The sequence below is a fragment of the Catellatospora vulcania genome, assembly GCF_009720385.1.
In the GTDB taxonomy this organism is placed as follows: domain Bacteria; phylum Actinomycetota; class Actinomycetes; order Mycobacteriales; family Micromonosporaceae; genus Catellatospora; species Catellatospora vulcania.
The window spans coordinates 138,593-163,625 of the sequence record NZ_WARX01000020.1 but is presented as its reverse complement, the minus strand read 5'-3'; the positions used below and the strand labels follow the sequence as shown (position 1 = coordinate 163,625).

General features: G+C 73.4%; 24 protein-coding genes. 13 read left to right on the top strand and 11 right to left on the bottom strand.

Features of this window, described 5'->3' with window-relative positions; all coding sequences use genetic code 11:
- Window positions 1–15 precede the first annotated feature (15 nt).
- On the bottom strand, window positions 16–699 hold the full coding sequence (locus F6W97_RS33985; protein ID WP_230687208.1) for a DUF2238 domain-containing protein: 684 nt from the start codon (window positions 697–699) through the stop codon (window positions 16–18).
- Between the two features lie 207 nt (window positions 700–906).
- Here F6W97_RS33985 and F6W97_RS33980 point away from each other — a divergent pair, with 207 nt between their 5' ends.
- Together F6W97_RS33980 and F6W97_RS33975 are read left to right on the top strand one after the other, a co-directional pair.
- Window positions 907–1,767 carry a GNAT family N-acetyltransferase gene (locus F6W97_RS33980; RefSeq protein WP_155374646.1) on the top strand — a complete coding sequence of 287 codons (861 nt, stop codon included), beginning with the start codon at window positions 907–909 and terminating at the stop codon, window positions 1,765–1,767.
- A 213-nt stretch (window positions 1,768–1,980) separates the two neighbouring features.
- On the top strand, window positions 1,981–2,142 hold the full coding sequence (locus F6W97_RS33975; protein WP_155374645.1) for a hypothetical protein: 162 nt from the start codon (window positions 1,981–1,983) through the stop codon (window positions 2,140–2,142).
- An 82-nt stretch (window positions 2,143–2,224) separates the two neighbouring features.
- On the opposite strand, the gene F6W97_RS33970 is transcribed toward F6W97_RS33975, so the two are convergent.
- Genes F6W97_RS33970 through F6W97_RS33960 form a run of 3 tightly spaced genes read right to left on the bottom strand, consistent with a single transcriptional unit; the run spans window position 2,225 to window position 3,970 of the window.
- A complete protein-coding gene (locus tag F6W97_RS33970) occupies window positions 2,225–2,866 on the bottom strand; it encodes a tetratricopeptide repeat protein (protein ID WP_155374644.1) in 642 nt (213 codons plus the stop codon).
- A gap of 46 nt (window positions 2,867–2,912) precedes the next feature.
- Complete coding sequence (locus F6W97_RS33965) at window positions 2,913–3,650, bottom strand: alpha/beta hydrolase (RefSeq protein WP_155374643.1); 738 nt, start codon at window positions 3,648–3,650, stop codon at window positions 2,913–2,915.
- Between the two features lie 20 nt (window positions 3,651–3,670).
- Window positions 3,671–3,970 carry an antibiotic biosynthesis monooxygenase family protein gene (locus F6W97_RS33960; RefSeq protein ID WP_155374642.1) on the bottom strand — a complete coding sequence of 100 codons (300 nt, stop codon included), beginning with the start codon at window positions 3,968–3,970 and terminating at the stop codon, window positions 3,671–3,673.
- A 57-nt stretch (window positions 3,971–4,027) separates the two neighbouring features.
- On the opposite strand from F6W97_RS33960, the gene pnuC reads away from it, so the two are divergent.
- The 3 genes from pnuC to F6W97_RS33945 all read left to right on the top strand — a co-directional run bounded on the left by pnuC (window position 4,028) and on the right by F6W97_RS33945 (window position 7,000).
- Entirely contained in the window at window positions 4,028–4,657 is a 630-nt protein-coding gene (gene pnuC, locus F6W97_RS33955; RefSeq protein ID WP_155374641.1) for a nicotinamide riboside transporter PnuC, read from the top strand.
- Window positions 4,654–5,733: an AAA family ATPase gene (locus tag F6W97_RS33950; RefSeq protein ID WP_196279441.1), complete on the top strand. Its 1,080-nt coding sequence runs from the start codon at window positions 4,654–4,656 to the stop codon at window positions 5,731–5,733. The genes pnuC and F6W97_RS33950 overlap by 4 nt, the downstream gene beginning before the upstream one ends.
- 256 nt (window positions 5,734–5,989) lie before the next feature.
- Entirely contained in the window at window positions 5,990–7,000 is a 1,011-nt protein-coding gene (locus F6W97_RS33945; RefSeq protein ID WP_155374640.1) for a TerC family protein, read from the top strand.
- A 55-nt stretch (window positions 7,001–7,055) separates the two neighbouring features.
- On the opposite strand, the gene F6W97_RS33940 is transcribed toward F6W97_RS33945, so the two are convergent.
- The 3 genes from F6W97_RS33940 to F6W97_RS33930 all read right to left on the bottom strand — a co-directional run bounded on the left by F6W97_RS33940 (window position 7,056) and on the right by F6W97_RS33930 (window position 9,784).
- Window positions 7,056–7,778 (bottom strand): C40 family peptidase, encoded by a 723-nt coding sequence (locus tag F6W97_RS33940; protein WP_155374639.1) that lies wholly within the window; start codon window positions 7,776–7,778, stop codon window positions 7,056–7,058.
- Between the two features lie 14 nt (window positions 7,779–7,792).
- Window positions 7,793–8,881, bottom strand: a complete 1,089-nt coding sequence (locus F6W97_RS33935) for a mandelate racemase/muconate lactonizing enzyme family protein (RefSeq protein ID WP_155374638.1) — start codon at window positions 8,879–8,881, stop codon at window positions 7,793–7,795.
- A 69-nt stretch (window positions 8,882–8,950) separates the two neighbouring features.
- On the bottom strand, window positions 8,951–9,784 hold the full coding sequence (locus F6W97_RS33930) for a serine hydrolase (protein WP_407924637.1): 834 nt from the start codon (window positions 9,782–9,784) through the stop codon (window positions 8,951–8,953).
- Between the two features lie 67 nt (window positions 9,785–9,851).
- Between F6W97_RS33930 and F6W97_RS33925 the strand changes: the two genes are divergently transcribed.
- Window positions 9,852–10,520, top strand: a complete 669-nt coding sequence (locus tag F6W97_RS33925) for a hypothetical protein (protein WP_155374636.1) — start codon at window positions 9,852–9,854, stop codon at window positions 10,518–10,520.
- Window positions 10,521–10,617: 97 nt separating this feature from the next.
- Here the strand turns inward: F6W97_RS33925 and F6W97_RS33920 are convergent, their stop codons facing one another.
- Together F6W97_RS33920 and typA are read right to left on the bottom strand one after the other, a co-directional pair.
- On the bottom strand, window positions 10,618–11,274 hold the full coding sequence (locus F6W97_RS33920; protein WP_155374635.1) for a lysoplasmalogenase: 657 nt from the start codon (window positions 11,272–11,274) through the stop codon (window positions 10,618–10,620).
- A gap of 283 nt (window positions 11,275–11,557) precedes the next feature.
- Window positions 11,558–13,420 (bottom strand): translational GTPase TypA, encoded by a 1,863-nt coding sequence (gene typA, locus F6W97_RS33915; protein ID WP_155374634.1) that lies wholly within the window; start codon window positions 13,418–13,420, stop codon window positions 11,558–11,560.
- A gap of 111 nt (window positions 13,421–13,531) precedes the next feature.
- On the opposite strand from typA, the gene F6W97_RS33910 reads away from it, so the two are divergent.
- The 5 genes from F6W97_RS33910 (at window position 13,532) to F6W97_RS33890 (ending at window position 22,232) form a co-directional block, all read left to right on the top strand.
- A complete protein-coding gene (locus F6W97_RS33910) occupies window positions 13,532–14,824 on the top strand; it encodes a glucosaminidase domain-containing protein (RefSeq protein WP_196279440.1) in 1,293 nt (430 codons plus the stop codon).
- Between the two features lie 150 nt (window positions 14,825–14,974).
- The gene (locus tag F6W97_RS33905) at window positions 14,975–17,923 is read left to right on the top strand and encodes an ABC transporter permease (protein WP_155374632.1); all 2,949 of its coding nucleotides are present in this window, start codon (window positions 14,975–14,977) and stop codon (window positions 17,921–17,923) included.
- Complete coding sequence (locus tag F6W97_RS33900) at window positions 17,920–20,853, top strand: FtsX-like permease family protein (RefSeq protein WP_155374631.1); 2,934 nt, start codon at window positions 17,920–17,922, stop codon at window positions 20,851–20,853. The genes F6W97_RS33905 and F6W97_RS33900 overlap by 4 nt, the downstream gene beginning before the upstream one ends.
- Window positions 20,850–21,674, top strand: a complete 825-nt coding sequence (locus F6W97_RS33895; protein WP_155374630.1) for an ABC transporter ATP-binding protein — start codon at window positions 20,850–20,852, stop codon at window positions 21,672–21,674. The genes F6W97_RS33900 and F6W97_RS33895 overlap by 4 nt, the downstream gene beginning before the upstream one ends.
- A 165-nt stretch (window positions 21,675–21,839) precedes the next feature.
- Entirely contained in the window at window positions 21,840–22,232 is a 393-nt protein-coding gene (locus F6W97_RS33890) for a VOC family protein (protein WP_155374629.1), read from the top strand.
- A gap of 10 nt (window positions 22,233–22,242) precedes the next feature.
- Here the strand turns inward: F6W97_RS33890 and F6W97_RS33885 are convergent, their stop codons facing one another.
- Complete coding sequence (locus tag F6W97_RS33885; RefSeq protein WP_407924634.1) at window positions 22,243–22,452, bottom strand: DUF397 domain-containing protein; 210 nt, start codon at window positions 22,450–22,452, stop codon at window positions 22,243–22,245.
- 24 nt (window positions 22,453–22,476) lie between these two features.
- Window positions 22,477–23,337 carry a helix-turn-helix domain-containing protein gene (locus F6W97_RS33880; protein ID WP_155374628.1) on the bottom strand — a complete coding sequence of 287 codons (861 nt, stop codon included), beginning with the start codon at window positions 23,335–23,337 and terminating at the stop codon, window positions 22,477–22,479.
- A 139-nt stretch (window positions 23,338–23,476) separates the two neighbouring features.
- Between F6W97_RS33880 and F6W97_RS33875 the strand changes: the two genes are divergently transcribed.
- Both F6W97_RS33875 and rsgA read left to right on the top strand, forming a co-directional pair.
- Complete coding sequence (locus tag F6W97_RS33875) at window positions 23,477–23,722, top strand: hypothetical protein (protein WP_196279439.1); 246 nt, start codon at window positions 23,477–23,479, stop codon at window positions 23,720–23,722.
- 191 nt (window positions 23,723–23,913) lie between these two features.
- A complete protein-coding gene (gene rsgA / locus F6W97_RS33870) occupies window positions 23,914–24,972 on the top strand; it encodes a ribosome small subunit-dependent GTPase A (protein ID WP_155374626.1) in 1,059 nt (352 codons plus the stop codon).
- Window positions 24,973–25,033 lie beyond the last annotated feature (61 nt).

The window sequence follows — 25,033 nt, the reverse complement described above, 5'->3', positions numbered from 1 at the left end:
TGTGGACCCGTGGAGTCATGTCCTCGGCGGCGGCCGGAGTGCGGCGACCGTCGCGCCGAAGGCCGCGCCGAGCACGGCCAGCGCCATGTCCTTATGGGCGTCCCACGGGTCGCCCTGCTGGCCGTTGTAGGCCTCGGCCGCGTCCGGGGCCAGGCCCAGCGCGATGCCCCACTCGAACAACTCATACAGCGCGCCGGTGGACACGATCACCTGCACCGCCTGCAGCCAGGCCCGCCCGCGACCCGCGCCCCGCTCGCGCCACGCCCGCGCCAGCACCGGGGCCAGCAGCAGCCCGTATCCGAAGTGGACCAGCCGGTCGAAGTGGTTGCGCCCGCCCGACGGGGCGGCTCCGGTGAGCGCGTGCCACCACTGCTCGTAGGGGACGTACGAGTAGATCCAGCGGGCGGCCACCGTGTGCAGCGTCAGGAAGGCCAGCACCAGCACGAAGGAGCTCAGCGGCAACCGCAGCCGCCACTGCGCCCACAGCAGCCCGGCCACCGCCAGCACGGTCAGGCTGTGGTGCAGTGCCTGCTCGGCGGGCCAGAGGGGACGCCACCACGACACGGCGACGATCGCGCCGAAGACCAGCAGCGCAACGAGGTGGCCGCGGGGCAGCCGGCGAGCCGGGGCCGCGCGGGTCGCCGCCGGCACGGCCGTGGGGTCCGGGGACGGAACGCGCTCCAGCGAGGGGGTGCTCACGCCTGCCATGCTGCCAGCGCGGATCCAGTGTCAGGCGTGCGGAACTGTGCCGGCATGGATTTAGGGCCTGGCGTGCCGAACTGTGCCGGCGCGGATCCAGTGCCGGGCGTGCGGAGCCGGGCCAGTGCGGATCCAGTAGCGGTGCGCGGAACTCGGCCGCGGCAAATCCGGTGCCGGTGCGCCGGAACTCGTCTAGGCTCGCGTCCCGTGACCGAAGCTGACGCTCTCTTCGCCCCGCTGGCCGCCGACGCCGTGCCGGCCGTGTCCCGCCTGGCCGCCCGGTGCCTGGCCGTCGACGGCGGGCTGCCGCTGGCCGCGGGCGAGGGCTTCACCGGGCGGCGTTACGCCGCCGAGGGCGGGCTCGCCATCGGCGCGTACGACCCCGACGGCACGCTCGTCGCCGCCGCCGCGATCCGGCCCGCCGGCAGCACCGTCACCGGCACCGCGCTGGTGGACCCGGCCGCCCGCGGGCGCGGCCTGGGCGCCGCCGCGCTGGACTGGTGCCTGGCCGGTGCCGAGATCATCGAGACCGAGTCGCTGACCGAGGCCGCCGAGGCCCTGTTCGCGAGCCGCGGGCTGGCGCAGACCTTCGCCGAGGACGTGATGCGCCACGACCTCAAGGAGATCCCCGACATCGCGCCGCCCGCCGGTGTCCGCCTCGTCGGCTGGGCGCCGGACACGATCGCCCGCTTCCACAAGGCATACCGGGCGGCGTTCGCCGAGCGTCCGGGCTTTCCGGACTGGGATCTGGACCAGTGGACCGGCTGGCTGGTCGACGACGACTTCCGCCCGCCGTGGTCGCTGCTCGCGGTCGGCCCGGCCGGCGCCGACCTCGGCTTCGTGGTCTGCGGCGACGGCTGGCTGGTGCAGGTCGGCACCACGCCCGCGGCGCGCGGCCAGGGCGTCGGGGCGGCCCTCACCGTCGCCGCGCTGCGCGCGGCCGCCGCCGACGGCGCGTCCGAGATGCTGCTCGACGTCAACGTCAACAACCCGGGCGCGGCCGCTCTCTACCACCGGCTCGGCTTCACCACCCTGGGCCGCCGTGCCCGCTTCACCCGCGCTTCCTGAAACGGAGACACGGGAAAGGTTTCGGCACCGGTGGTGCGGACATAGGACAGGCATGGGGCGGGCTCGTTCCGTGACAGGCGATCGACGTGGATCGCTGCTTCCCCCGCGGGACGGGCACGACGCCCACATGCAGTGGGGCGGTTCGCGAACCGCGTACTCCGGGTTGCTTCGCTGCCGGTGTCAGCGCCCTCGGCAGACACCGAGGAGGTTTCGATGACCGAAGCCAGGAACAGGCGTGTGCAGTCGCCGGAAGAGGCGGCCGCCGCGCAGGCGTCGAAGCGGCGCATCGCCGCCGAGACGAGCTGGAACACGTCCAGCACGGCCATACAGGCCGTCCGCAACCATCTGGTCACCGTCATGGCGGCGACCAGATGACCGGTCCGCGGCGGGTGGTTTCGCCCGCACGCAGCCGTGTCGCCGGTGCGGGAGCCGATCCGTCGGCTCCCGCACCGACGTGTCAGATCCGGACGCGGGCCGCATCGATCCAGGCGAGCACGCCGTGGGCGCGGCTGCGGGCGGCCGCCTCGCGGGCCTGCGTCAGCAGCGCCGCCGCGTCCTCGTCGCGGTCCTCCTCGTAGGCCAGTTGGGCCAGCGCCAGCTGCGCCGCCGCGAGCCCGGGCAGGAAGCCCAGCTCCTGGCGGATCCGGGCGGACTCCTCCAGCTTCTGCCGGCCACCGGCCCGGTCGCCGGCCTCCAGGTCGGCGAAACCCAGATGCCGCACCGCGTACGACGTGGTCAGCTCGTCGCCGTGCTGCGTGGCAAGGTCGTACGAACGCTGCAGCAGCGGCCGGGCGGCGCCCGCGTCGTCGCGCACCACCTGGTGGAAGCAGCCGAGCCAGAACAGCGCCGCACTCTCCCCGCGCGCGTCGCCGAGCCGCGTGTACAGCTCCAGGGCGCGCTCGAACGCGGGCAGCTCGCCGGGATCCTCCTCGCGCCGGTGCAGGAAGTCGGCGTGCAGCAGCCGGCCCCGGGCCAGGGCGAGGTCGGCTTCGAGGCTGTCGAGGTCGCGGTGGGCGGTCTCGGTCGCGGTGGTGTCGCCGCCGAAGACGGCGCTCTCGTACAGGTCGTGGGCTCGTGTCAGTCGTTCGTCCCCGTTCATGCCCACCAACCTAGTTGGACGGACGGCGGGGGCACAGCCCCGTAATTCAGCTCCCGGCGTGCGCGGCGGCCCAGGCGCCGATGCGTTCCAGCAGCTCATCGGGGGCGGCGTTCTCGGCGTGGCCGAAGCCTGGCTCCAGCCACAGCTCCTTGGGCTCGGCGGCGTTGCCGTAGAGCTGCTCGGCGTGCTCGACGGGGAAGTACGCGTCGGCGTCGCCGTGCACCACCAGCAGCGGGATCGGCGCGATCAGCGCGGCGACGGCGTACGGCGGGTCGGGCACCGGGTCCCAGCCGCCGGCCGCGATCCGGGTGCGCAGCGCGACCCGGCCGACGAGCCGTCCCAGCCGCCGTTCCAGCACCCAGTGCACGCGCCGCATGGGCGGGGTGCCCCGGTAGTACCAGCGGGCCGGCCCGCTGACGGCCACCACGGCGTCCACGCCGCGCTGCAGCCCGGCATGGCGCACCACGACGGAGGCGCCCATCGAGAAGCCGACCGTGACGACGTGGCGGTAGCCCAGCTCGCGGGCCCAGGCGACGGCCGCCTCGACGTCGTGGATCTCCAGATCGCCGACGGTGGACAGGCCGCCGGAACGGCCGTGCCCGCGGAAGTCGAAGCTGATCACGCCGCCGGACCGGCCGAAGATCCCGGCGGCCCGGCGTACGGCCTCGCGCCGCCAGGAGCCGGTGAAGCCGTGCGCGACGACGATCGCCAGCCCGGGGTCACCCGGGTCGTGGTGGGCGTCGACGGGCACGCCGTCGGACGTGGTGAGGGTGCGGTCGGTCATGTCGCAGGTCGCGTGCAGGCTCAGCCCACGTCGGGCAGGTCGGCGTAGTGCTCGACGAACGGCGGCTTCGCGAAGAACGGGCTCAGGATCGTGCGCCACTGCGTGAAGCGCTCGGTGGCCCGGAAGTTCTCCTCGTGCGCCTGCACCGACTCCCACTCGACCAGCAGCACGAAGTGCGACGGCGACTCGATGCCGCGGGTCATCCGGGTGGTGAGGCAGCCGTCCGTGTCCGCGAGCCAGGGCCGGGCCTGCGCGTACGCGGCGGCGAAAGCGTCCTCCTGGCCGGGCAGGACGTCGATCTGTGCGATCTCGAGCACCATGGCGATGATCCTTGCACGGCCTTGGGGCTGTGGTGCGCGTGCCCTAGGGTGTCGCCCATGCTCGACTGGCTGCTCAGCACCGCCCTCACCGTCAACGGCACCCCGATGACCTGGGCGGAGGTGCTCGGCTTCGGCACCGGTGTGCTCAACGTGTGGCTGCTGGTGCGCCAGAACATCGCCAACTGGGCCGTCGGCATCGTCAACGTGCTCCTGCTGCTCGTGGTGTTCGTCACGTACGGCCTGTACGCCGACGCGGGCCTGCAGGTGGTCTACGTGGCGCTGGGCCTGCTCGGCTGGTGGCAGTGGCTACGCGGCGGGGAGCGCGGGGGGCGGCTGGAGGTGTCGCGGACCACGCGTGCCGAGTGGGCCGTGCTGGCGGTGGCGGGCGTGGCGGCGACCGCCGGGCTGTGGCTGCTGCTGGACCGGGTCACCGACTCCACGGTGCCGCTGGCCGACGCGCTGACCACGGTGCTGTCGCTCGCCGCGACGTACCTGCAGACCCGCAAGAAGCTGGAAAGCTGGTGGATCTGGATCGTCGCGGACCTGATCTACATCCCGCTCTACCTGTACAAGGACCTGTGGCTGACCGGCGCGCTCTACGTCGTGTTCCTGGGCCTGTGTGTGGCGGGCCTGCTGGCCTGGCAGAACGCGCTGCGGGCACGGGTGGCGGAACCGGTCGCGGCATGAGCCGGGCGTACGTCCACGGCATGGTGGTGGGCAAGTTCTACCCGCCGCACGCCGGCCACCACCTGCTGATCCGGGCGGCGGCCGCGGCCTGCGCCGAGGTCACCGTGGTGGTCGCGCCGTCGCGGCAGGAGTCGATCCCGCTGGAGACGCGGCTGGACTGGCTGCGCGAGGAGCACGCGGACACCCCGTGGGTGCGGTTCGCGGGCCGCTACGACGACCTGCGGGTCGACTACGACGATCCGGCGGTGTGGGACGCCCACTGCGCCGTGTTCCGCGAGGCGGTCGGCGACCGGGCGGTGGACGCCGTGTTCAGCTCGGAGAAGTACGGCGACGAGCTGGCCCGCCGGTTCGGGGCGGTGCACGTGGAGGTCGACACGCTCCGGCTGGCGTGCCCGGTGTCCGGCACCGCGGTGCGCGCCGACCCGGTGGCGCACTGGGGGATGCTGTCCGCGCCGGTGCGGGCCTGGTTCACCCGCCGGGTGGTGGTGCTGGGGGCGGAGTCGACGGGCACCACCACGATGGCCGCTGCGCTGTCCGCGCACTACGCGGCCCGGGGCGGCGTCTGGGCGGCCACCCGCTGGGTGCCCGAGTACGGCCGGGAGCTGACCGAACGCAAACTGGCCGCGCTGCGGGCGGCCGACCCGGCGGCCACGGTGTTCGACGTGGCATGGGACCGGGCCGACTTCACGGCGGTGGCGCGCGCCCAGTCCGCGGCCGAGGACGCCGCGGCCCGGCAGGGCTCGCCGCTGCTGGTCTGCGACACCGACGCGCTGGCGACCCAGGTTTGGGAGGAGCGTTACCTGGGCAGTTCGTCACCGGAGGTGCGCGCACTGGCCCGGCGTCCCGATCTGTACCTGTTGACCTCGCCTGTCGGGGTCGACTTCGACGACGACGGGCTGCGGGACGGGGAGCATCTGCGCGGCTGGATGACCGGCCGGTTCCGCGAGGTCCTCGCGGGCTCGGCGGTCCCGGTCGTGGAGTTGTCCGGATCACACGAGGTGCGGCTTAGGGCGGCGGTGGCGGCGTGCGAGCAGGTGCTGAACGCAGGCTGGCCGCTCGCGGCACCACTTGGCTGACCTGGCCGGACGTCCCGGATGACCCGGATGTCCCGTTGGATCGTCCGTGCGGGCGACCCCGTCTGGGTTTACAGGTTCGCGTGGTAAACAATAGAGAGACGCGGGAGGGGAGTATCCCTCACGACGGTGTCGTCAGCACGGCTCCCCCCGGCCACCATAGGCCTGGTGTGAACCCGGCATCGTCGGTCACCGGCAGTACGCCGGTGGCAGGAGAGACCTCCGGGGCAAAAAGTATGCCGACCGGAGGTCTGTTCATATGAACGTGTCCACTTGGGAATGGGCCGCAACCCTCATCGGGCTGCTGGCGCTGCTGACCTTCGACTTGATGATCATCGGCCGGCGGCCGCATGAGCCTTCGATGAAGGAGGCGACCGGTTGGGTCGTCTTCTACGTCGCACTGGCCGTCGCCTTCGGCGGCTGGATCTTCTACAACCACGGCACCCAGTACGGCCAGGAGTTCTTCGCCGGCTGGGTCACCGAGTACAGCCTGTCCGTGGACAACCTGTTCGTCTTCGTGATCATCATGAGCAGGTTCGCCGTGCCGCGGATCTATCAGCAGAAGGTGCTGCTCATCGGCATCGTGCTGGCGCTGATCATGCGTGGCGCGTTCATCGCGGCCGGCGCGGCGCTGGTGTCGCGGTTCGTGTGGGTGTTCTACATCTTCGGCGTCTTCCTGATCTACACCGCGTACACGCTCACCAAGCACGGGGAGAGCGACGAGTCGGACTTCAAGGAGAACGCGCTGATCCGGTGGAGCCGCCGGGTGCTGCCGATCAGCAAGGAGTACAACGAAGCGAAGATGACCGTGGTGCAGAACGGCAAGCGGTTCTTCACCCCGATGCTGATCGTGATGATCGCGATCGGCACCACGGACCTGATCTTCGCGCTCGACTCCATCCCCGCGATCTTCGGCCTGACCAAGGAGCCGTTCCTGGTCTTCACCGCGAACGTGTTCGCCCTGATGGGCCTGCGCCAGCTGTACTTCCTGCTCGGCGGCCTGCTGGACCGGCTGGTCTACCTGTCGCTGGGCCTGGCCGCGGTGCTCGGCTTCATCGGCGTGAAGCTGATCATGGAAGCCCTGGCCGGCAACAACGTCCCGTTCATCAACAACGGCCAGCCCATCACCGCGGTCCCGCACATCAGCATCGGCGTCTCGCTCGGCGTGATCATCGGCATCCTGGCCATAGCCACGGTCGCCAGCCTCATCAAGTCCTCCCGCGAGGAGAAGAACAACCACGAGGAGAAGTCCCCCACCCCGGTGGGCTGACCCGACCCCGCGTCTGAAGCCCCGCCCCGGTCTCCGGGTGCGGGGCTTTCTCCGGTCAGGGGGTGACGCGGGTCGCGGCGCAGAGGGTGGCGGTGCGGGTGGGGCGGAGTCCCTCTTCGACGACAAGGTAGGCGTCGCCGCAGGCGTGGAGCATGTGACGGTGGCCGTCGGGAGTCGGTGCGGTGGTCACGAAGCCCACGTGGTGGACCTTGCCGTTGGAACGGGCGAAGAAGTACAGGTCGCCGGGGCGCTCGGTGCCCAGGGGCACGTCGGCGGTGGCGGCGCGCTGGTCGTCGGCGTCGCGGGGGAGGGTCACGCCGACCTGCCGGAACGCCAGGTGCACCAGGCCCGAGCAGTCGATGCCGTAGGGGGTAAGGCCGCCCCACACGTAGGGCACCCCACGCCAGGTGCGCGCCACCTCGAGCGCGGCGAGGGCGAGGGAGCCGGTGTCCGGCTGCTCGCTGTCGGGGGACTCGCGGATGCTGAGCTGGTCCAGAGGCAGCCAGCCGGGGTATCCGCGGGGGTCGAGCTTGGCCGCGGGCTGCTCGGTGGCGACCACACGTGCCCAGCCGTCGCGGACCTCCTCGATCAGCACCTGCTCGCCGTGCAGCAGTTGGGTGAGCACACCCGCGTACATCCGCCCGGTGTCGTCGAGGCCGGCGACCCAGGACCGGGGGTCGCAGCGCGGGCCCAGCGCCGCGGCGTCGACCTCCGGGCGGGGTGCGTCCGGGCGGGACCAGAGCGTCGCCACCGGGGCGGTCACCGTGGCGATCTTCATGCCGGCACCTCGCCTCACTCGGCCGAGCCCGGTTGCGGCAGCGATACGCCCAGGCCCGGGGCGTCGGGCAGGATCACCGTGCCGCCGTCGTAGCGGATGCCGCCGGTGACCGGCGACTCCGTCAGCCACCAGGCCGCGTCGAGGTCGCTGACCACCGTGGTCGGGTGGGCCGCGACCAGGCTCGCGGCCGCGCCGATGCCGACCGGCCCCTCCATCATGGACCCCACGCAGGTGCCCAGGCCGTGCGCGGCGGCCAGTTCCAGCAGCGTACGGGCGACGGTGAGCCCGCCGCTCTTGGCGAGCTTCACGTTGACCAGGTCGGCCGCCCGGCGGCGGATCACCTCGACGAGGTCGCGTACGCCGAAGACCGACTCGTCGGCCATGATCGGCAGGTCGGCGCGGGCGCTGACCCAGGCCAGGCCGTCCAGGTCATGCCGGGCGACGGGCTGCTCGACCAGCTCGACCGGCAGTTCCAGCGCGGCGATGCGGTTGATGATGGTGAGCGCGTCCCGCGGGGTCCAGCCCTGGTTGGCGTCCAGGCGCAGCCGCAGGCCCGGTTCCAGGGCGTCGCACACGGCGCGGATGCGGGCCAGGTCGCCGGCGGCATCGGTGCCGACCTTCAGCTTCAGCACGGTGAAGCCCTCGGCGAGGCGCTGCTTGGCGGTGACGGCCAGCGCGCCCGGCTCGCCCGCGGACAGGGTCACGTCGGTGGGCACCGTCAGGTTCGTGCCGCCGAGCATGCGTACCAGCGGAATGTCCAGGCGGCGCGCGGCCAGGTCGTGCAGCGCGATCTCGACGGCCATCTTGGCCGCCTCGTTGCCGACCACGGCGCGGGCGACCTCGCGGCAGCGTGCGGCCAGGTCGTCGGGATCGCGGCCCACCAGCAGCGGCGCCATCATCTCCTCGACGGCCGCCTGCGAGCCGGCCAGGCTCGCCCCGGTCACCGCCCAGACCTGAGGCGCCTCGCCGAAGCCGGACCGCCCGTCGGCGTCGACCACCTCCACCAGCAACGTCTCCACGGCGGTGGCCCGGCGCAGCGCGGTCACGAACGGGGTGTGCAGCGGCGCGGAGATCCGGCGCGTGCGAACTGCGGTGATCGACACGCTTTCGACCTTACGTCTGAAGCGGATGCTGCAGAAGCACCGATCGGTAACGACTGACCAGCGCGATGGTCAGTTCATGCCGAGTTGTGACCAGCTCGCCGCCGCGATCCGGCCGAGCAGCCGGCAGGCGTCGGCGTCGGACATGTCGCCGGTGGTGCAGGCCGCCAGCAGGTACGGCGCGGCGTCCGGCGGGAAGATCAGCGCGCTGCTGTGCCGCTCGCGGGTGACCCAGCCGTTCTTCAACGCGACCCGGGTGCCCTCGGGCAGGCCCAGGTGCAGGTCGTCGCGGCACTCCTGGGCGGTCAACACGTCGATCATCGCGGCGCACCCGGCGGGCGACGCCAGCCGGTCGCCGGCCAGCGCGCCGAACAGGGCGGCCAGGTCGGCGGCGGTGACCTCGTTGCTGATCCCGCTCTCCCGGGCCGGGTAGTCCTCGATGCCGCGGTCGGTGTGCGCCCGGGTCGCGCCGGCGAGCTTCCACACCTCGTTGACCTGCTCGAACGCCTGCTCGTTCGGGCCCAGCGCGCCCAGCACCAGGTTGGTGGCGAGATTGGACGAGCGCACGATCATGCGGTGGATCAGCCAGCGCAGCGGCGCGCTGCCGCCGAGCCGGTCCCAGACCTGCCGGTCGCTGTCGTACTCCGGGTCGTTGGTGTAGGCCGGGCTGCCGGGCGCGGCCGAGACGTGCTGGTTGTGCACGGGGATCTCGGCGTCCAGGTCGAGCCGGCCGGCCTCGGCGGCCCGCCACGCGGCCACCATCACGCCGACCTTCATGGTGCTGGCCGCGTAATGCAGCTCGTGCTCGGCGCGGGCGAACACCGCGGACCCGTCGAGCGGGCCGCACCAGACCGAGGCGGTGCCGGGGAACGCGTCGAGTTCGGGCGTGAGGCTCTGCAGCGTGATCACGGTTTGGCAGCGTACCGACCGACGGGGCGGTGGCATGCTCCGGGCTGCACTAGAGTCCCGCGCCGTGACCGAACTGATCCCCTCGCACCTGTCCTCCCCGGTCCCGCATCCGGACCGCACCTACCGCTGCCAGAACTGCGGCTGCAGCCCCGCAGCGGAGATGACCTTCCGCGGACACCGCGGCCTGATCCTGGCGATGCAGTTCCTGAAGGAGAAGGGCACCTACTGCCGCAGCTGCGGCCTGGCGATCTTCCGCACGATGACCAGCCGCACCCTGGTGCAGGGCTGGTGGGGCTGGGCGTCGTTCCTCATCACGCCGTTCATCCTGCTCTACAACCTGTTCGCGCGCCGCAAGCTGAACAACCTCACCGAGCCGGCGCCCGCCCTGGACGGCTCGTCGGGCACGCCGTGGTCCCCGGGTAAGCCGTTGCACCAGCGGGTCACCATCGTCGGACTGCTCATCCCGCTGGCCGTGGTGGGCGCGATCGGGTACGCCATCGCCACCGGCGGCGCGGAGAACAAGGTCGGGCAGTGCGTCGTCGCGTCCGCCGACGGGACCGACGTGGACTTCGTGGACTGCAGCGAGCCGAACCAGGGTGTGGTCACCAAGGTCGTCGACAGCGAGAGCCAGTGCCCGGCCGACACGATCGGCGTCGTCGAGGAGACGTACACCTCGCGGCGCGGCCGCCTCACCAACACCGACATCTACTGCCTCGGTCCCGACCCGTCCTGACGGCCGCCGTCCCGGCCGGTTCTCGGATCGGTCGGGACCGCGCCCCGGCTCCGGTCCGACGCGGGCGACCGCGTCCGGCCGGGCCGGAACGCGCGGGTCAGGCCGTGCGGCGCTCGGCCCAGCCGGTGGCCAGCAGGAACTGCGCGGCGATGTAGGTGACCATCACCCAGACCGGCGGGCCGGGGATGGTGAAGGCGTCGGCGACGCGGACCGCGATCAGCAGGTCGGAGATCAGGAACAGGCCGCCGCCGAGCGCGGTGCGCCAGCCGAAGGCCGACGCCAGCGCTGCGGTCGACGACAGCAGCGTGCCGTAGACGGCCATCGGCACCGCCAGCCCCGCCTCGGACAGCGCGGGCCACAGCCAGGTCAGCGCGCCGACCAGGAAGATCGCGTAGCCGATCGGCACCAGCAGCATCGGCAGCCGGCGTACCCGGGCCAGCGCGCCGTTGCGGACGAAGGTCGTCACGTAGCAGACGTGCGCGGTGCCGAACAGCGCCATGCCGGCGATGAACGCGGTGGTCCCCTCGAACTGCAGCGCCACGTCACCGGCCCAGGAGAACAGCAGCGCGGCCAGGATGCCCGTGGTCGGCTGCACGCCCTTGGCCCGCTGGTTCAGGAAGTACCACAGCGCCAGCAGCGGCAGCAGCAGCGGCTTGCTCGCCCAGTCCAGCGGCCGGCTGCCGATGGCGGCGGCGAGGATGTTGACGGCTGAGGCCACACCGAAAAGGCCCAGCACAAGCCGATCTGCGCGCATAGTGGATCTCCCAGGGGGTGAGGGGTCCGCGCAGCATACCCACCAGTAGCCCCACGGCAACACCCCCGCCGCCCCTCCGGGTTGATCATGAACTTATGGCACGGTTCAGCGGCGTTTCCTGTCCACAACTTCATGATCGATCGGTCGCGCCGGTGGGCTGGGTTGTTGATCATGAAGTTGTGGCGGGGACACGCCGTCGACCCGTGCCATAAGTTCATGATCAACGAGGAAGGCCCCCGGCCGCGGGTGCGGGCGGGGGCCTTGGGGCCGGTCGGGACGCCGGTCAGGCGTGCTTGCGGCGGGCGGCGAGGCGGCCGCGCTGGGTCTGGTCGAGGATGACCTTGCGGATGCGTACCGCGGCCGGGGTGACCTCGACGCACTCGTCCTCGCGGCAGAACTCCAGCGCCTGCTCCAGCGACAGCTTGCGCGGCGGGATCAGCTTCTCGGTCTCGTCGGAGGTCGAGGCCCGCATGTTGGTGAGCTTCTTCTCCTTGGTGATGTTGACGTCCATGTCGTCGGAGCGCGAGTTCTCGCCGACGATCATGCCCTCGTACACCTCGGTGGTCGGCTCGACGAACAGCGTGCCGCGCTCCTGCAGGTTCGTCATCGCGAACGCGGTCACCACACCGGTGCGGTCGGCGACCAGCGAGCCGTTGTTGCGGGTGCGCAGCTCGCCGAACCACGGCTCGTACTTCTCGAAGACGTGGTGCAGGATGCCGGTGCCGCGGGTGTCGGTGAGGAACTCGGTCCGGAAGCCGATCAGGCCGCGGGCCGGGACCAGCCACTCCATCCGGATCCAGCCCGTGCCGTGGTTGACCATCTGCTCCATGCGGCCCTTGCGGGTGGCCAGCAGCTGGGTGATCACGCCGAGGTGCTCCTCGGGGGAGTCGATGGTCAGGCGCTCGACCGGCTCGTGCAGCTTGCCGTCGACGGTCTTGGTGACCACCTGCGGCTTGCCGACGGTCAGCTCGTACGACTCGCGGCGCATCTGCTCGACCAGGATGGCCAGCGCCAGCTCGCCGCGGCCCTGCACCTCCCAGGCGTCGGGACGCTCGGTCGGCAGGATGCGCAGCGACACGTTGCCGATGAGCTCCTTGTCGAGCCGGTCCTTGACCATGCGCGCGGTGACCTTGGCGCCCTTGACCCGGCCGACCAGCGGCGAGGTGTTGGTGCCGATGGTCATCGAGATGGCGGGCTCGTCGACGGTGATCAGCGGCAGCGGGATCGGGTTCTCCGCATCGGCCAGCGTCTCACCGATCATGATGTCGGCGATGCCGGCGACGGCGATGATGTCGCCCGGGCCCGCCTCCTCGGCCGGCTTGCGCTCCAGCGCCTCGGTCATCAGCAGCTCGGAGATGCGCACGTTCTGCTGGGTGCCGTCGGTCTTGCACCACACGACGGTCTGGCCCTTGCGGATGCGGCCCTCACGGACCCGGCACAGCGCGAGGCGGCCCAGGAACGGCGAGGCGTCGAGGTTGGTGACGTGCGCCTGCAGCGGCGCGCCCTCGGTGTAGGTCGGCGCCGGGATGGTGTCGAGCAGGGTCTGGAACAGCGGCTGCAGCGAGTCGCTGTCGGCGGGGACCTTGCCGTCCTCCGGCTGGGTCAGCGAGGCGATGCCGTCGCGGGCGCAGGCGTACACGATCGGGAAGTCGATCTGGGCCTCGTCGGCGTCGAGGTCGAGGAAGAGCTCGTAGGTGTCGTCCACGACCTCCTTGATCCGCGCGTCGGGCCGGTCGACCTTGTTGATGACCAGGATGATCGGCATGCGGGCCTTGAGCGCCTTGCGCAGCACGAAGCGGGTCTGCGGCAGCGGGCCCTCGGATGCGTCCACCAGCAGGATGACGCCGTCGACCATGGTCAGGCCGCGCTCGACCTCACCGCCGAAGTCGGCGTGGCCGGGCGTGTCGATGATGTTGATCGTCACCTGCTCGCCGCTCTCACCGACGTACTTGACGGCGGTGTTCTTGGCGAGGATCGTGATGCCCTTCTCCCGCTCCAGATCGCCGGAGTCCATGACCCGGTCAGCGGCCGCGGCGCGCGCGTGGAAGGCGCCGGCCTGCGTGAGCATGGCATCGACGAGCGTGGTCTTGCCGTGGTCGACGTGGGCGACGATCGCGACGTTACGGAGATCGGGGCGGGTAAGCATGGTTCCATTCTCCGGCAGGCGTGATCGAAAACAGCGGTCGGGGTCGTTCGCGTGGCGGGTATCACCCGGATGTATGGGTGTCTTTCGCGCCTGATTCCCGTTATTGGTGGTATGTCGGCCACGCCGCGTACCGTGCTGCGCACCGCTTTGATCATGCCGTTCCTGCTGCTCGCCGCGTTTCCGGCGCAGTTGGCCGCGGCCGCGCCACCGCGCGCCGTGCCCGCCGAAGCGGTCGCCGGCGGGCTCCCGGCCGCGGTCGCCGACCCGACAACGCCGACCGCGCGGATCAACACCGACGGCGGCGTGGTGAGCGTGCGGTCCGGTCCGGCCACGGACAAACGCGCGATGGCCTCGCTGGGCGACGACACCCAGGTCGCGGTGCATTGCATGGTGTGGGGCGAGCAGGTCACCGGCACCGAGCGGCGCTCGGCGCACTGGATGCGCATCGGCGCGGACCGGTACCTGCCCGACGCGTACCTGGCCTGGCCGGCCGCCCGGCCCGAGGTGCCGTGGTGCGGCTCGGGCAGCACGGGGGCCGTCGCCGCGCGGGTCGCCACCGAGGGTTCGGTGCTCAACGTGCGCCGCGAGCCCGGCACCCAGGCGGCGCGCCTGGGCACCGTCGACGACGGGCAGGTCCTGGCCGTGCTGTGCCAGGCCACCGGGCAGCAGGCCGCTGGGTCGGCCGGCTGGCTGCGGCTGCCCGGCGGCCGGTACGTCGCCGAGGCGTTCGTGCGCTGGTCGCCGCAGCGCCCCTGGCTGCCCTGGTGCGGGCAGGAACCGGTGCGCACGCCGCCCGCGTCGTCGGGCGACTTCGTCGAGCAGGCGTCCATTCCGGCACGGGCCGCGGCACACGCGACCGGCGTGCCCGCGTCGGTGCTGGTCGCCCAGGCGGTGCACGCCTCGGACTGGGGGCGATCCGCGCAGGCCCGCCGCGACCACAACTACTTCGACACGGCCTGCAGGCAGCCCTCCGCAAGCCCGCAGGCTGCTCCGAACCCGAGCGCGACGACGGCCGCGAACTCGAGCCCGCCGACGGCCGCGTACCCGAGCCCGCCGACGGCCGCGGGCTCGCAGCCGCCCGTGAAACCGCAGGTGGCGGCTAGTCCGCAGGTCGCCGAGAACCCGCGGGCCGACGCGGAGGCGGCGCCGGTCGCGCTGGGCTGCCGCAGCTATGACGGCGCCTCGTTGCGGGCGTACCGCGACCCGGCGGGCTCGTTCGCCGACCAGGCGGCGCTGCTCGCCGGTGCGCCGCAGCACGCCGGGGCGCTGGGGCACGCGGGCGACCCGGAGCGTTTCGTGCGGGAGCTGCAGGCGGCCGGATACCCGGGCGGGGCCCGCTACGCCGACCGGATCATCGACCTGATGCGCCGCTACGACCTCCACCGGCTCGACGCCGTGCGTTAGCCATTCCTCCGTACGGGTGACCCGCTGCCGGCCGATCGGCCACAAACGGCAGGCGGGGTCAACCGGCGGCCGGGCCTTGATCGCTTATGGCATGGCGGTCACCACGGGTTCGGGCAGAGGTATGCGATGTTTCGGCTGGTACTGAGCGCTGTGCGAGAGCGGCTGGGCGAGACGGCGCTGCTCGGTGTGCTGGCCGCGCTGGTGGTGGCGGTGGGTGTGGCCGGTCCGCTGTACGCCGACGCCGCCGCCCGCAACGTCCTGGCCGCCTCCGCCGCCTCGGCCACCCCCGCCGAGCAGAGCCTCACCGTCACCGTCGAGATGACCTCCCGCAACGGGTTCGCCGCCGCGCTCGCCGAGCTGCGCGGCTCGATCGCGGTGGTGCCCGCGGGCCCGGGGGTACGCGAGATCCGGGGCGGCTACCGCCGCGGCGCAGTCACCCCCCAGGGGTCCGGTACGCCGATCGAGGTCCTGCTCGCCGCCCGCGACGACGTCTGCGCGCACCTGGCCCTGACCGGCGCCTGCCCGGCGCAGCCCGGTGAGGTGGCGCTGGCCGCGACCACCGCCCGCCGGCTCGGGCTCGCCGCGGGAGACACGTTCGCGTTCCAGGTCCAGCCCACGGCCCCGGCGGCGATGCTGCGGATAACCGGGGTGTACGACGTGGACGGTGCGGGCGGCGGCCTCACCGACCCGTACTGGGCGGGCCGGCGGGAGCTGACCCCGGTGCCGCTGCGCGCCGAGAACCCGGTCTTCACCGTGCCGGACACGCTGCAGACGCTCGGGGCCGACACCTTCCAGGCGACCCTCGACCACGTCGCCGACCTCACCGTGATGAGCCCCGACGACGTCGACGCGCTGGCCTGGACGCTGCGTGTGGCCGACGAGCCGGGTCGCGGCATCGCCGTCACGGGCGGGCTGCGACGGCTGCTCCCGCAGATCATCGCGGACCGGGACACGGTCGCGGTGCCCGTGGTGACCGGAGCCGTGCTGCTGCTCGGGGTCGCCTGGTGGGTGCTGCTGCTCGGGGCGGGCCACGCGGCGGCCGAACGGCGTACCCAGGCGGTGCTGGGGGCGTTGCGGGGCGCGCCGGCCCGGCACCGGGCCGCGCTGACGGCCGGGCCGGGGGTGCTGACCGTGCTGGTCGCCCTGCCGGTCGGGCTGCTGCTCGGCCGGTGGCTGGCGCAACTGCTGGCGTGGGCCACGATGGACGCGGCCGGGCCCGTGCCGCTGTCGGTCACCGCGCTGGCGGTGGCGGGTGGCCTGACCCTCGCCGTGCTGGTCAGTGTGGTGATCGCGCAGGTGCGGGTGCACCGCGGCGGCGTGCTCGACGCGCTGCGGCAGGTCCCCGCCCGGCGCGGGGCTGCGGGCGGCATCGCGGTCGTCGTCGTGGTGGTCCTCGCCGTCGCCGCGACGTGGCAGTTGCGCAACGGCGACGCCGAGGTGCTGGGCCTCGCCGGGACGGTGCTGCCCGCGGCCGCGCCGGTGCTGATCCTGGTCGCGGCCGGACTGGTCGCCGCGCGGGCGGTGCGCCCGCTGGCGGGGCTGCTCGGCCGGGCCGGGCTGCGCTCGGGACGGGTGGGCACGGCGCTCGGCGCCCTGTACGCCTCGCGCCGGCCCGGCATGGACCGGCTGGTCGCCCTCGTGATCATCGTGATGGCGCTGCTCGGCCAGGCCGCGTACGGCTGGCAGGCACTGCAGGCCGCGGAGCAGGAGCAGGCCCGGCTGGCGCTGGGCGCGGCCGAGGTGGTCCGGGTCCGCGCGCCGTCGCGCGCCGCGCTGCAGCACCTGGTGCGCCAGGCCGACCCGGCCGGTGACTGGGCCATGGCGGTGGCCCGGCAGGAGTCGTCGACCGGCACGACCGTCGCCGTCGACACCACCCGCCTGGCCCGCGTCGCGTACTGGCCCGCTGAGGCCGGTGTCGCGGCCGATCGGGTGGCGTCCCAGCTGCGCCCGGCCGCCAACCCGTCGGTGCGGATCACCGGGGCTGCGCTGCTGCTCGACCTCACCGTGCCGGACACGGTGCTGGTCGACCAGCCCTTGACCGCGGTGCTCGACGGGCCCGGCGGCGAAGCCGTGACCGCCACCGGGGCGCTGGTCCCAGGCTGGGGACGGCACACGCTGCGGCTGGACGTGCCCTCGTGCGCGGGCGGCACCGGCTGCCGGCTGGCCTGGCTGAGCTTCCGCTTCGATCCCGCCGGGGTGGTGCTGCACAGCGTTGGCCAGGCGGCCCCGGACGCGGTGGTCGCCGACACGGCCGCGATGACCGACCCGGCCCGCTGGCGGACCACGGTCGGCGCGGCGGGGGTCACGCTGTCGCCGCTGCCCGGCGGGCTGTCCGTCGACTACGAGCCGGTCGATCCGCGCTTCCCCGACCCGGAGGTGCGGGTGCAGGTCGCCGACGTGCCGCTGCCGGTGCCCGCCGCGCTGGCGGGGGAGGCGCGGCTGGCGCACGACCGCACCGTGGTCCGCGGCGAGATGCTCAGCCCGCTGCGCCGCCCGGTGGACGTGGTCGCGGCGGTGCCCGCCCTGCCCGGGGCCGGCACGCAGGGACTGCTGGTCGACCTGGAATACGCCGACCGGGCTGGCGACAGCACCGACAACGTCGCCGACCTGCAGGTATGGCTCGCGGCGGACGCACCCGCCGACGCGCTGGACCGGCTGCGCGCCACCGGACTGGTGCCCGTGTCGACGGAGACCGCCGTGCAGCGCACCGAGCACCTCCTCGCCGTCGGGCAGGGACCCGGTGCGCGGTTCCGCTTCGGGGCCGCGCTGCTCGCGGTGCTCCTGGTGCTGGTGGCGGTGGCCCTGGTGGTGGCCGTCGACGGGCCCCGGCGCGGGGCCGAGCTGGCCGCGCTGCGTACGCAAGGTGTGCCGCAGCGGGCGGTACGCCGGGCCACCCGCAGCGGTTACCTGCTGATCGTCGCCGCGGCGGCCGCCGGTGGCGGGCTGCTGGGCGCGGCGGTCGCGGACGATTCGCCCGCCTCACCGGTGCTGCCGGTGACGGTCCTGGCGGTGGCAGGGCTCCTGCTGACGGCCACGGCGTACGCGGTGGGCACCCGGCTGTCCCGGGTCAGCGGACTGGACCTGGAGGACGGCCGATGACCACGCTGCTGTGGGAGATGATCCGCGAGCGGCGCGCCGCCGCCCTGATCACGTTCCTGCTCACCCTCGCCGCGGCCGCGGCCGCCGCCGGTGGCCCGGTGTACCACGCGGCCGCGGCGCAGTCGCTGCGGCTCGACCAGGTCGCGCAGGCCCCGGTGACCGAGCGGGTCCTGACGGCGTCGCAGCTGACCAGCTCCGACGAGACGGCCGAGACCCGCCCCACCGCGCTGCCGTACGTCGCGCACATGCGCACCGTGTACGGGCTCCAGCTGCAGGGCGCGACCGGCACCGGGCCGGGCGCCGACGCCGTGCTGGCGGCGCGCACCGGCGTGTGCCGGGTGCTGGTCGTCACCGCCGGGCGGTGCGCGGTCGCCGACCGGGAGGCGGTGCTGCCCGACGGCACGCTGGAGCTGCTCGGCGTCCGGCTCGGCGGGGTGGTCTCGTTCGGCACGCCCAACGGGGCCGACCCGGTGCGGTTCACCGTCGTCGGCACCTACCGCCTCCCGGACCCCGCCGACCCGTACTGGGCCGACCGGGTCTCGCTGCTTGGCGTCGAGCAGCCCGTGCTGTTCGCCACGGACCGCTCGCTGGAAGCCTTCGGCGGCCAGGCCACCAGGACCGTCGACCTGGTGGCCGAGCCCGCGGCGTTCGCCGACACGGCCGGGCTGCCGGGGCGGATCGAGCAGGCGCAGAAGCAGCTCACCGCCGGCGGGTACGCCAGCAGCACGCTGATGACCGACCTCGGCAAGCGCATCGACCAGGGCGACCGGATGCTCGCCGACACCGTCACCGTGGCCGCCGTGCCGCTCATCCTGATCTGCTGGTTCGTGCTGTTCCTGGCCGTCGCCGCGGGCGTCGACCAGCGGCGCGAGGAGCTGGGCCTGGCCGCGCTGCGCGGCACGCCCGCCCGGCTGCGCTGGGCGCTGCCGTTCGCCGAGGTCGCCGTGCCGGTGCTGGCCGCCGCGGTGCCGGGCCTGCTCGCCGGGTACGCGGCCACGGCGGCCCTGGTCCGCGTGGTGCTCCCGGGCAGCACCGTGTCGTGGGACGGAGCCTCGCTGCGCTACACCGCGTTCGCGGTGCTCGGCGCCCTGCTCGCGGGTGCGTTCGCCCAGGTCGGCGCGCTGCGTACGCCGGTGCTCGGGCTGCTGCGGCGCAGCGGCTCCCCGCACCGGGGCCGGTTCGCGACCGCGCTGGAGGTCGGCGTGGGCAGCCTCGCCGCGGTCGCCGGCTACCAGGCCGCCGCGGCGGGCGACGCGGGCGGCCTCGGCCTGCTCGCGCCGGTCTGCCTCGGGCTGGCCTGCGGTCTGCTCGGGGCGCGGCTGCTGCCCGTGGTGGCCGCGCGGGTGGCGCGGTCCGCGCTGCGGCGGGGCCGCTGGCGCACCGGGCTGGCCGGGTTCGCGCTGGCCCGGGTCCCGGGCACGGGACGGCTGGTGGTGCTGGTGACGGTCGTGTTCGGGCTGCTCGGCTTCGCGGTCACCGCGTACGACACGGCCGGGCGGGCCTGGGACGAGCGGGCCCAGGTGCAGACCGGCGCGGCGAAGGTGGCCGTGGTGCAGGGGGCCTCTGCGGTGCAACTGAGGTCGGCCGTCGCCGCGGTCGACCCGGACGGGCAGTTCGCGATGGCGGTCTCCCGGTACAAGAGCAACCAGCAGCAGAACATCCTCGCGGTGGACACGACCAGGCTGGCGCGGGTGGCGAACTGGCCCGACACCGCCGGGCCGGACGCCGCGGCGGTGGCCGGCCTGCTGCGGCCGGCCGAGCCGACGGCGATCATGGTGCGCGCGAGGAAGCTGATCGTCGAGCTGACCGTGGACAGCCCCGACTCCGCGCTCAGCCTGCAACTGCGGCTGCTGGTGATCTCGGATCGGGGGCTGCGGCACGACCTGCGCATGCCCGGCCTGCGGCCCGGCTTCCAGCGGGTGGAGGCCGACGCGACGCTCTGCGAACTGGAGCCGTGCCGCCTGGACGAGATCCAGTTCCAGAACCTGCGGACCGAGCAGCACCGCTTCGACGCCACCGTCCACGCGATCCGCGACGAGACCGGCCGGGTGGTGCTGGACGCCGCCGCGCTGGGCGACGTGCGGCGCTGGGCGCAGCCGCCCGCCAGCGCGGCCCGCCCGATCCCGGCGATGCGCGGCACACCCGAGGGGCTGCAGATCTCGGTCGACTCCACGGTCGTGGCGGACATGCGGCTGTCCGCGGCCGCGCTGCCCGGCCCGCTGCCGATCGCCGTCACCGGCCCGCTGCGCTCGCCGCTGCTCACCGCCACCGGCGGCATGGAACTGCCGGTGGCCGCGGTCGCCACGCTCGGCGCGGTGCCCCGCTTCGGGCCGAGCGGCGCGCTGGTCGACTTCGACGTCGCCGAGTACGTGCTGGGCCGCGGGACCGCCCTGACGCAGCCGGAGGTGTGGCTGTCCGCCGACGCGCCCGCCGACGCCGTGGACCGGCTGCGCCGGGCCGGGCTGACCGTGTCCGAGGAGTACACCGTCGCGCAGCGGCGGGCCCAGATCAGCGCCGCGCCCCGGCTCGGGTTGTGGTTCGCGCTGGCGGTCGCCGCGTTCGCGGTGCTGCTGGCCGCGGTCGGGCTGCCCGCGCTGGCGATGTTCGAACGCCCCGGCGGGGACAGCGGTCTGTCGGTGCTCGGCGAGCAGGGCATCCGGACCCGTACCCTGCTGCTGGTCTCCGCCGGGAGCCGGTGCGCGCTGGCGCTGGCGGCGGCCGTGGCGGGTCTCGGCTCGGCGGCGCTGGCCTGGGCGCTGGCGCGTACCGTGCTGCCGGTCTTCTCCGACGGCGACACCACGTTCACCCCGCCCGTGCTCCCGGAGCCCGGCGCGGTCGCGGTACCGGTGGCCGCCGCCTGCGCGGTGCTGCTGGCGGGCTGCTGGACGGCGGCGCACGTGGTGCGCCGGCGCAGGGAGGAGGAGCGATGACGGGACTGGCCGTACGGTGCCGCCGGGTGCTGCACATCTACCGGGCCGACGGCGGTGACGTGGTCGCGCTGTCCGGCGTGGACCTCGACATCGCGGCGGGGGAGAAGCTCGCCCTCGTCGGGCCGTCGGGCTCGGGCAAGTCGACGCTGATCGCGCTGCTGTCGGGCCTGATGCGGCCCAGCGCCGGGCAGGTGCGCATCGGGCCGGTCGACATCGGCCGGGTCAGCGACGCCGAACTCGCCCGGATGCGGGGCACCGACCTCGGCGTGGTGCTGCAGGGGGCGCGGCGCAACCTGCTGCCGTACGCCTCCGTGCTGTCCAACATCTGGCTGGCCCAGCGCCGGGCCGTGCAGGTGCGCCCGGCCGACGTGGAGCGCCCGGAGCGCATCCTGTCCCTGCTCGGGCTGGTCGGCATGGGCCACCGCCGGGTACGCGACCTGCCGCCGGGGGCCGCGCAGCGGGTCGCCATCGCGGTCGGCGTCGCCGCCTCGCCCGGCCTGCTGCTCATCGACGAGCCCACCAGCCGCCTCGACCGCGAGGCCCGTGACGAGGTGCTCGACGCGCTGGACACCATCAACCGGGAGCGGGGGACCACCATCGTGGCGGTCACCCACGACCCGGACGTGGGCGCGCGCCTGGGCCGGGCGGTGACCATCCGCGACGGCCGGGTCGGCGCGGAGGGCCGGGAGGGCCGCGAGTTCGCCGTGGTCGCCTCGGACGGCACCGTGCAGCTGCCCCCGGAGGTCCTGGAGGACGTGCCCCCCGGCACGCTCCTGGTCGTCGAACAGGGCGACGGCCGCCTCAGCCTGCTCATCGAATGACCGCCCACCGCGGCGCGTCATGATCGTCCGACTTGCCGGGCAGACGTGCGTGTCTTGAGCCCGCATACGCACAGGTGCCTGGCAAGTCGGATGACCTTGGGCGGCGGGCGCGGTTCCCGGGTGGGCGCGCGCGGGGAGCGGTAGCGTCGCAGCTGGGAGGTCGAGATGTCGGGTGCAACGGTGATTCCCACGCTGCGCTACCGCGACGCGGTGGCCGCGATCCGGTTCCTGCGGGACGCCTTCGGGTTCCGCGAGCTGCTGGTGGTGCCGGGCGCGGACGGCACGGTCGCGCACGCCGAGCTGACGCACGGCAACGGCATGGTCATGGTCGGCTCCACCACCGACGGCGAGGACGGCCGGAACGCGTTCAAGATCGGCCCCGCCTGGCTGTACGTGATCGTCGACAACGTCCAGGCCCACCACGACAAGGCCGTGGCCAACGGCGCGGAGATCGTCTCGCCGCTGAAGAAGGAGGAGTACGGCGGCAGCAGCTACACCGCCGCCGACTCCGAGGGCAACCAGTGGACGTTCGGCTCCTACCGGCCCGAGGGCTGGTGAGGCGGACCGGTCAGCGGTCGAACTCACCCGCCTTGGCGCCGTCCAGGAAGGTTCCCCAGTCGGCGGTGCTGAACAGCAGCACCGGGCCGGTCGGATCCTTGGAGTCGCGCACCGCGACGGCCCCGGTCAAGGCGGTCGTCTCGACGCAGTCCCCGTTACCGCCGCTGCGCGTGCTCTTGCGCCACACTGCGTCCGACAGTTCGACTTGGTGCAATGACAACTGACTACTCCTCGTTGACTCGGCTCACCCCGTGAGACCCTGCGCGATCTCCAGCATTCTGAGGCTGGACAGCTGCGGGCTGAGCGCCGCCGCGCTGAGATGGTCGAAAACGAGGCTGCAACGGGTCAGTTCGGAGGCGTCGTCCAGGTACATGTCACCCGCGAAGCCTTCGAGGTAGACGGTGTCCGGGTCTCTGCGATCGGGGAAGCGCAGGATCCGGAACGCCCCCGCCATCGCCTCGTGGCCCCCGTGGGCGAAGGGAACGATCTGGATGGTGATGTGCGGCAGCTCGTTGGCCGCGGCCATGGCCCGCAGTTGCTCGGCCATCACCTGCCGGTTGCCGACGGTGCGGTGCAGCACGGCCTCGTCGAGCACCGTCCAGAACTCCGGCGGCCGCTCCTGTTTGAGCAGCTCCTGCCGGGTCAGCCGGATCTGCACCCGGCGTTCGACCTCCTCCGGGCCGTCCTGGGGCCGGGTGGCCCGGATGACGGCACGGGCGTAGTCCTCCGTCTGCAGCAGCCCCGGCACGAACATGAGCTCCGCGCCGCGGATGGAGTCCGCCTCCGACTCGAGCTGGATCAGCTTCAGGTACGGGCTGGACACCTCGCCGTACTTGAGCCACCAGCCGCCGCGGCGCTTGGACTCGCGGGCCAGCTCGATCAGCTCCTCGCGCTGGCCGGCGTCGTCGAGGCCGTACAGGTCGAGCAGCACCAGCAGGTCGCTGCGGCGTACGCCGACCTCGCCGTTCTCGATCCGGCTCAGTTTCGACGGGGAGCAGTCGAGGGCCGGGCCGACCTGCTGGTGCGTCATGCCGGCGCGTTCACGCAGCTCGCGCAGCGCCACGCCGAGGCGGCGGCGGCGCAGCGAGGTGCCCGAGGTGGCCATCGCCCTCCTTCGCCCGACCCTCCTTTGCCGACAGTGCGTTGACAGTCTGCTGCTGCTCCATCGGCTGGGCAAGGGGGAGCCCCGGCGGGTCGCGTCGGGAAACAACCTCGCGTGCCGAGTTGCAAGTTGCATCTCGCGCGTGCACTCTGAAGGTCAGAGCCTGGTGACGGTCGTGCCGGGAGGCGACGTGCACACTGGACGCATCACTGACGCGCAGGCGGTGGGATACCGGCGGATGCTGGCCGACCACCTGCCGGACTCCGCGGCGCCCGGCGCCGCCTGCCGGCTGTGCCACCGCCCCGGCTGCGCCGACTACCACTACGCGTACCACTCCCTGCTCGTGGCCGGGCGGTCCACGGCCGTGGACGCCCCGCCCGGGGAGTGACCCCGGCCGGGTGACGCCCGAAATCACGTGGCCCGGCCCCGGCGGCCCGCGTACCGTGATGGCGAAGGTGAGGGCAGCTCGCCACGATGACTTCGAGGGAGGTGGCGACATGTCTGTCGAGGTATCCAGCACGCCACCCTCCCGGATGGCGTGACCCCCGTTTCACTCGCGCATCCATGACAAGGAATCCGATGACAGTCTCCCTGTCGTCCCTGGGCTGGGACGACCACTTCGCTTCCGCGTACCCCCTGTTCGACCGGCCGGACCACGTGCCGGGCCGGGTGGTGCGCGCCGACCGCGGCATCTGCACGGTGCTGACCGGCACCGGGACCGCTCGCGCGAGCCTCGGCGGGCCGGCCATGCTCGCGGCCGCCGGTGATCCCGTCGCGCTGCCGTGCGCCGGCGACTGGGTGGCGTTGCGGCACTGGCCGGACAACCGCACCACCATCGAGGCGGTGCTGCCCAGACGCAGCGCGATCGTGCGCCGCACCGCAGACAAGGACGCCACCGGCCAGGTGCTGGCCGCCAACATCGACACCGCGGCGGTGATCGCCTCCCCGGACCCGCTCCCCGAACCCTCGACCATCGAGCGGCTTCTCGCGCTCGTCTGGGACTCGGGCGCCCAGCCGCTGCTGATCATCACCAAGGCCGACCTGGTCGCCGACCCGCAGGCGCTGGCCGACCAACTCGCCGAGCTGGCTCCGGGCGTGGAGGCGGTCGCGGTCAGCGCCGAGACCGGCGCCGGGATGGACGCGCTGCGCCCGCTGGTCGCCCACGGCCGCACCCTCGGCCTGGTCGGCGCGTCCGGTGCGGGCAAGTCGACGCTGGTCAACGCGCTGATCGGGGCCACTGTCATGCAGACCCAGGCCATCCGCCGGGTCGACGGCAAGGGCCGGCACACCACCACGTACCGCGCGCTGGTGCCCGTGCCCGGCGGCGGGGCGGTGCTGGACACGCCCGGCATCCGCGCGGTCGGCCTGCTCGACGGCGAACAGGGCCTCGACCGCACCTTCGCCGACATCGTCGCGCTGATCGCGGCGTGCCGATTCCCCGACTGCGCCCACGAGACCGAGCCCGGCTGCGCCGTGCGCGAGGAGCTGGCGCACGGCGGGCTGACCGCCCGCCGCTGGGAGAGCTGGTGCAAGCTGCAACGCGAGCTCGCGTTCGAGTCGCGCCGTGCCCGCGCCCGCCGCACCGGCCGCGGCGGCCCCGCCGCCCGCCCGGCCCACTGGAACTACCGCTCCCGCTGACCGCGGGCGTGCAGTTTCGGGGAAACTGCGGCTGACGAGCTGTCAGATGACGCAGTTTCCC

Excerpts from the sequence above, each read along its gene's own strand:
- F6W97_RS33945 (WP_155374640.1), top strand. The coding sequence starts at position 5,990 with ATGAACGTGTCCACTTGGGAATGGGCCGCAACCCTCATCGGGCTGCTG.
- pnuC (WP_155374641.1), top strand. The coding sequence starts at position 4,028 with ATGCTCGACTGGCTGCTCAGCACCGCCCTCACCGTCAACGGCACCCCG.
- rsgA (WP_155374626.1), top strand. The coding sequence starts at position 23,914 with ATGACAGTCTCCCTGTCGTCCCTGGGCTGGGACGACCACTTCGCTTCC.
- F6W97_RS33940 (WP_155374639.1), bottom strand. The coding sequence starts at position 7,778 with ATGAAGATCGCCACGGTGACCGCCCCGGTGGCGACGCTCTGGTCCCGC.
- F6W97_RS33965 (WP_155374643.1), bottom strand. The coding sequence starts at position 3,650 with ATGACCGACCGCACCCTCACCACGTCCGACGGCGTGCCCGTCGACGCC.
- F6W97_RS33880 (WP_155374628.1), bottom strand. The coding sequence starts at position 23,337 with ATGGCCACCTCGGGCACCTCGCTGCGCCGCCGCCGCCTCGGCGTGGCG.
- F6W97_RS33920 (WP_155374635.1), bottom strand. The coding sequence starts at position 11,274 with ATGCGCGCAGATCGGCTTGTGCTGGGCCTTTTCGGTGTGGCCTCAGCC.
- F6W97_RS33890 (WP_155374629.1), top strand. The coding sequence starts at position 21,840 with ATGTCGGGTGCAACGGTGATTCCCACGCTGCGCTACCGCGACGCGGTG.
- F6W97_RS33900 (WP_155374631.1), top strand. The coding sequence starts at position 17,920 with ATGACCACGCTGCTGTGGGAGATGATCCGCGAGCGGCGCGCCGCCGCC.
- F6W97_RS33970 (WP_155374644.1), bottom strand. The coding sequence starts at position 2,866 with ATGAACGGGGACGAACGACTGACACGAGCCCACGACCTGTACGAGAGC.
- F6W97_RS33895 (WP_155374630.1), top strand. The coding sequence starts at position 20,850 with ATGACGGGACTGGCCGTACGGTGCCGCCGGGTGCTGCACATCTACCGG.
- typA (WP_155374634.1), bottom strand. The coding sequence starts at position 13,420 with ATGCTTACCCGCCCCGATCTCCGTAACGTCGCGATCGTCGCCCACGTC.
- F6W97_RS33910 (WP_196279440.1), top strand. The coding sequence starts at position 13,532 with ATGTCGGCCACGCCGCGTACCGTGCTGCGCACCGCTTTGATCATGCCG.
- F6W97_RS33950 (WP_196279441.1), top strand. The coding sequence starts at position 4,654 with ATGAGCCGGGCGTACGTCCACGGCATGGTGGTGGGCAAGTTCTACCCG.
- F6W97_RS33975 (WP_155374645.1), top strand. The coding sequence starts at position 1,981 with ATGACCGAAGCCAGGAACAGGCGTGTGCAGTCGCCGGAAGAGGCGGCC.
- F6W97_RS33960 (WP_155374642.1), bottom strand. The coding sequence starts at position 3,970 with ATGGTGCTCGAGATCGCACAGATCGACGTCCTGCCCGGCCAGGAGGAC.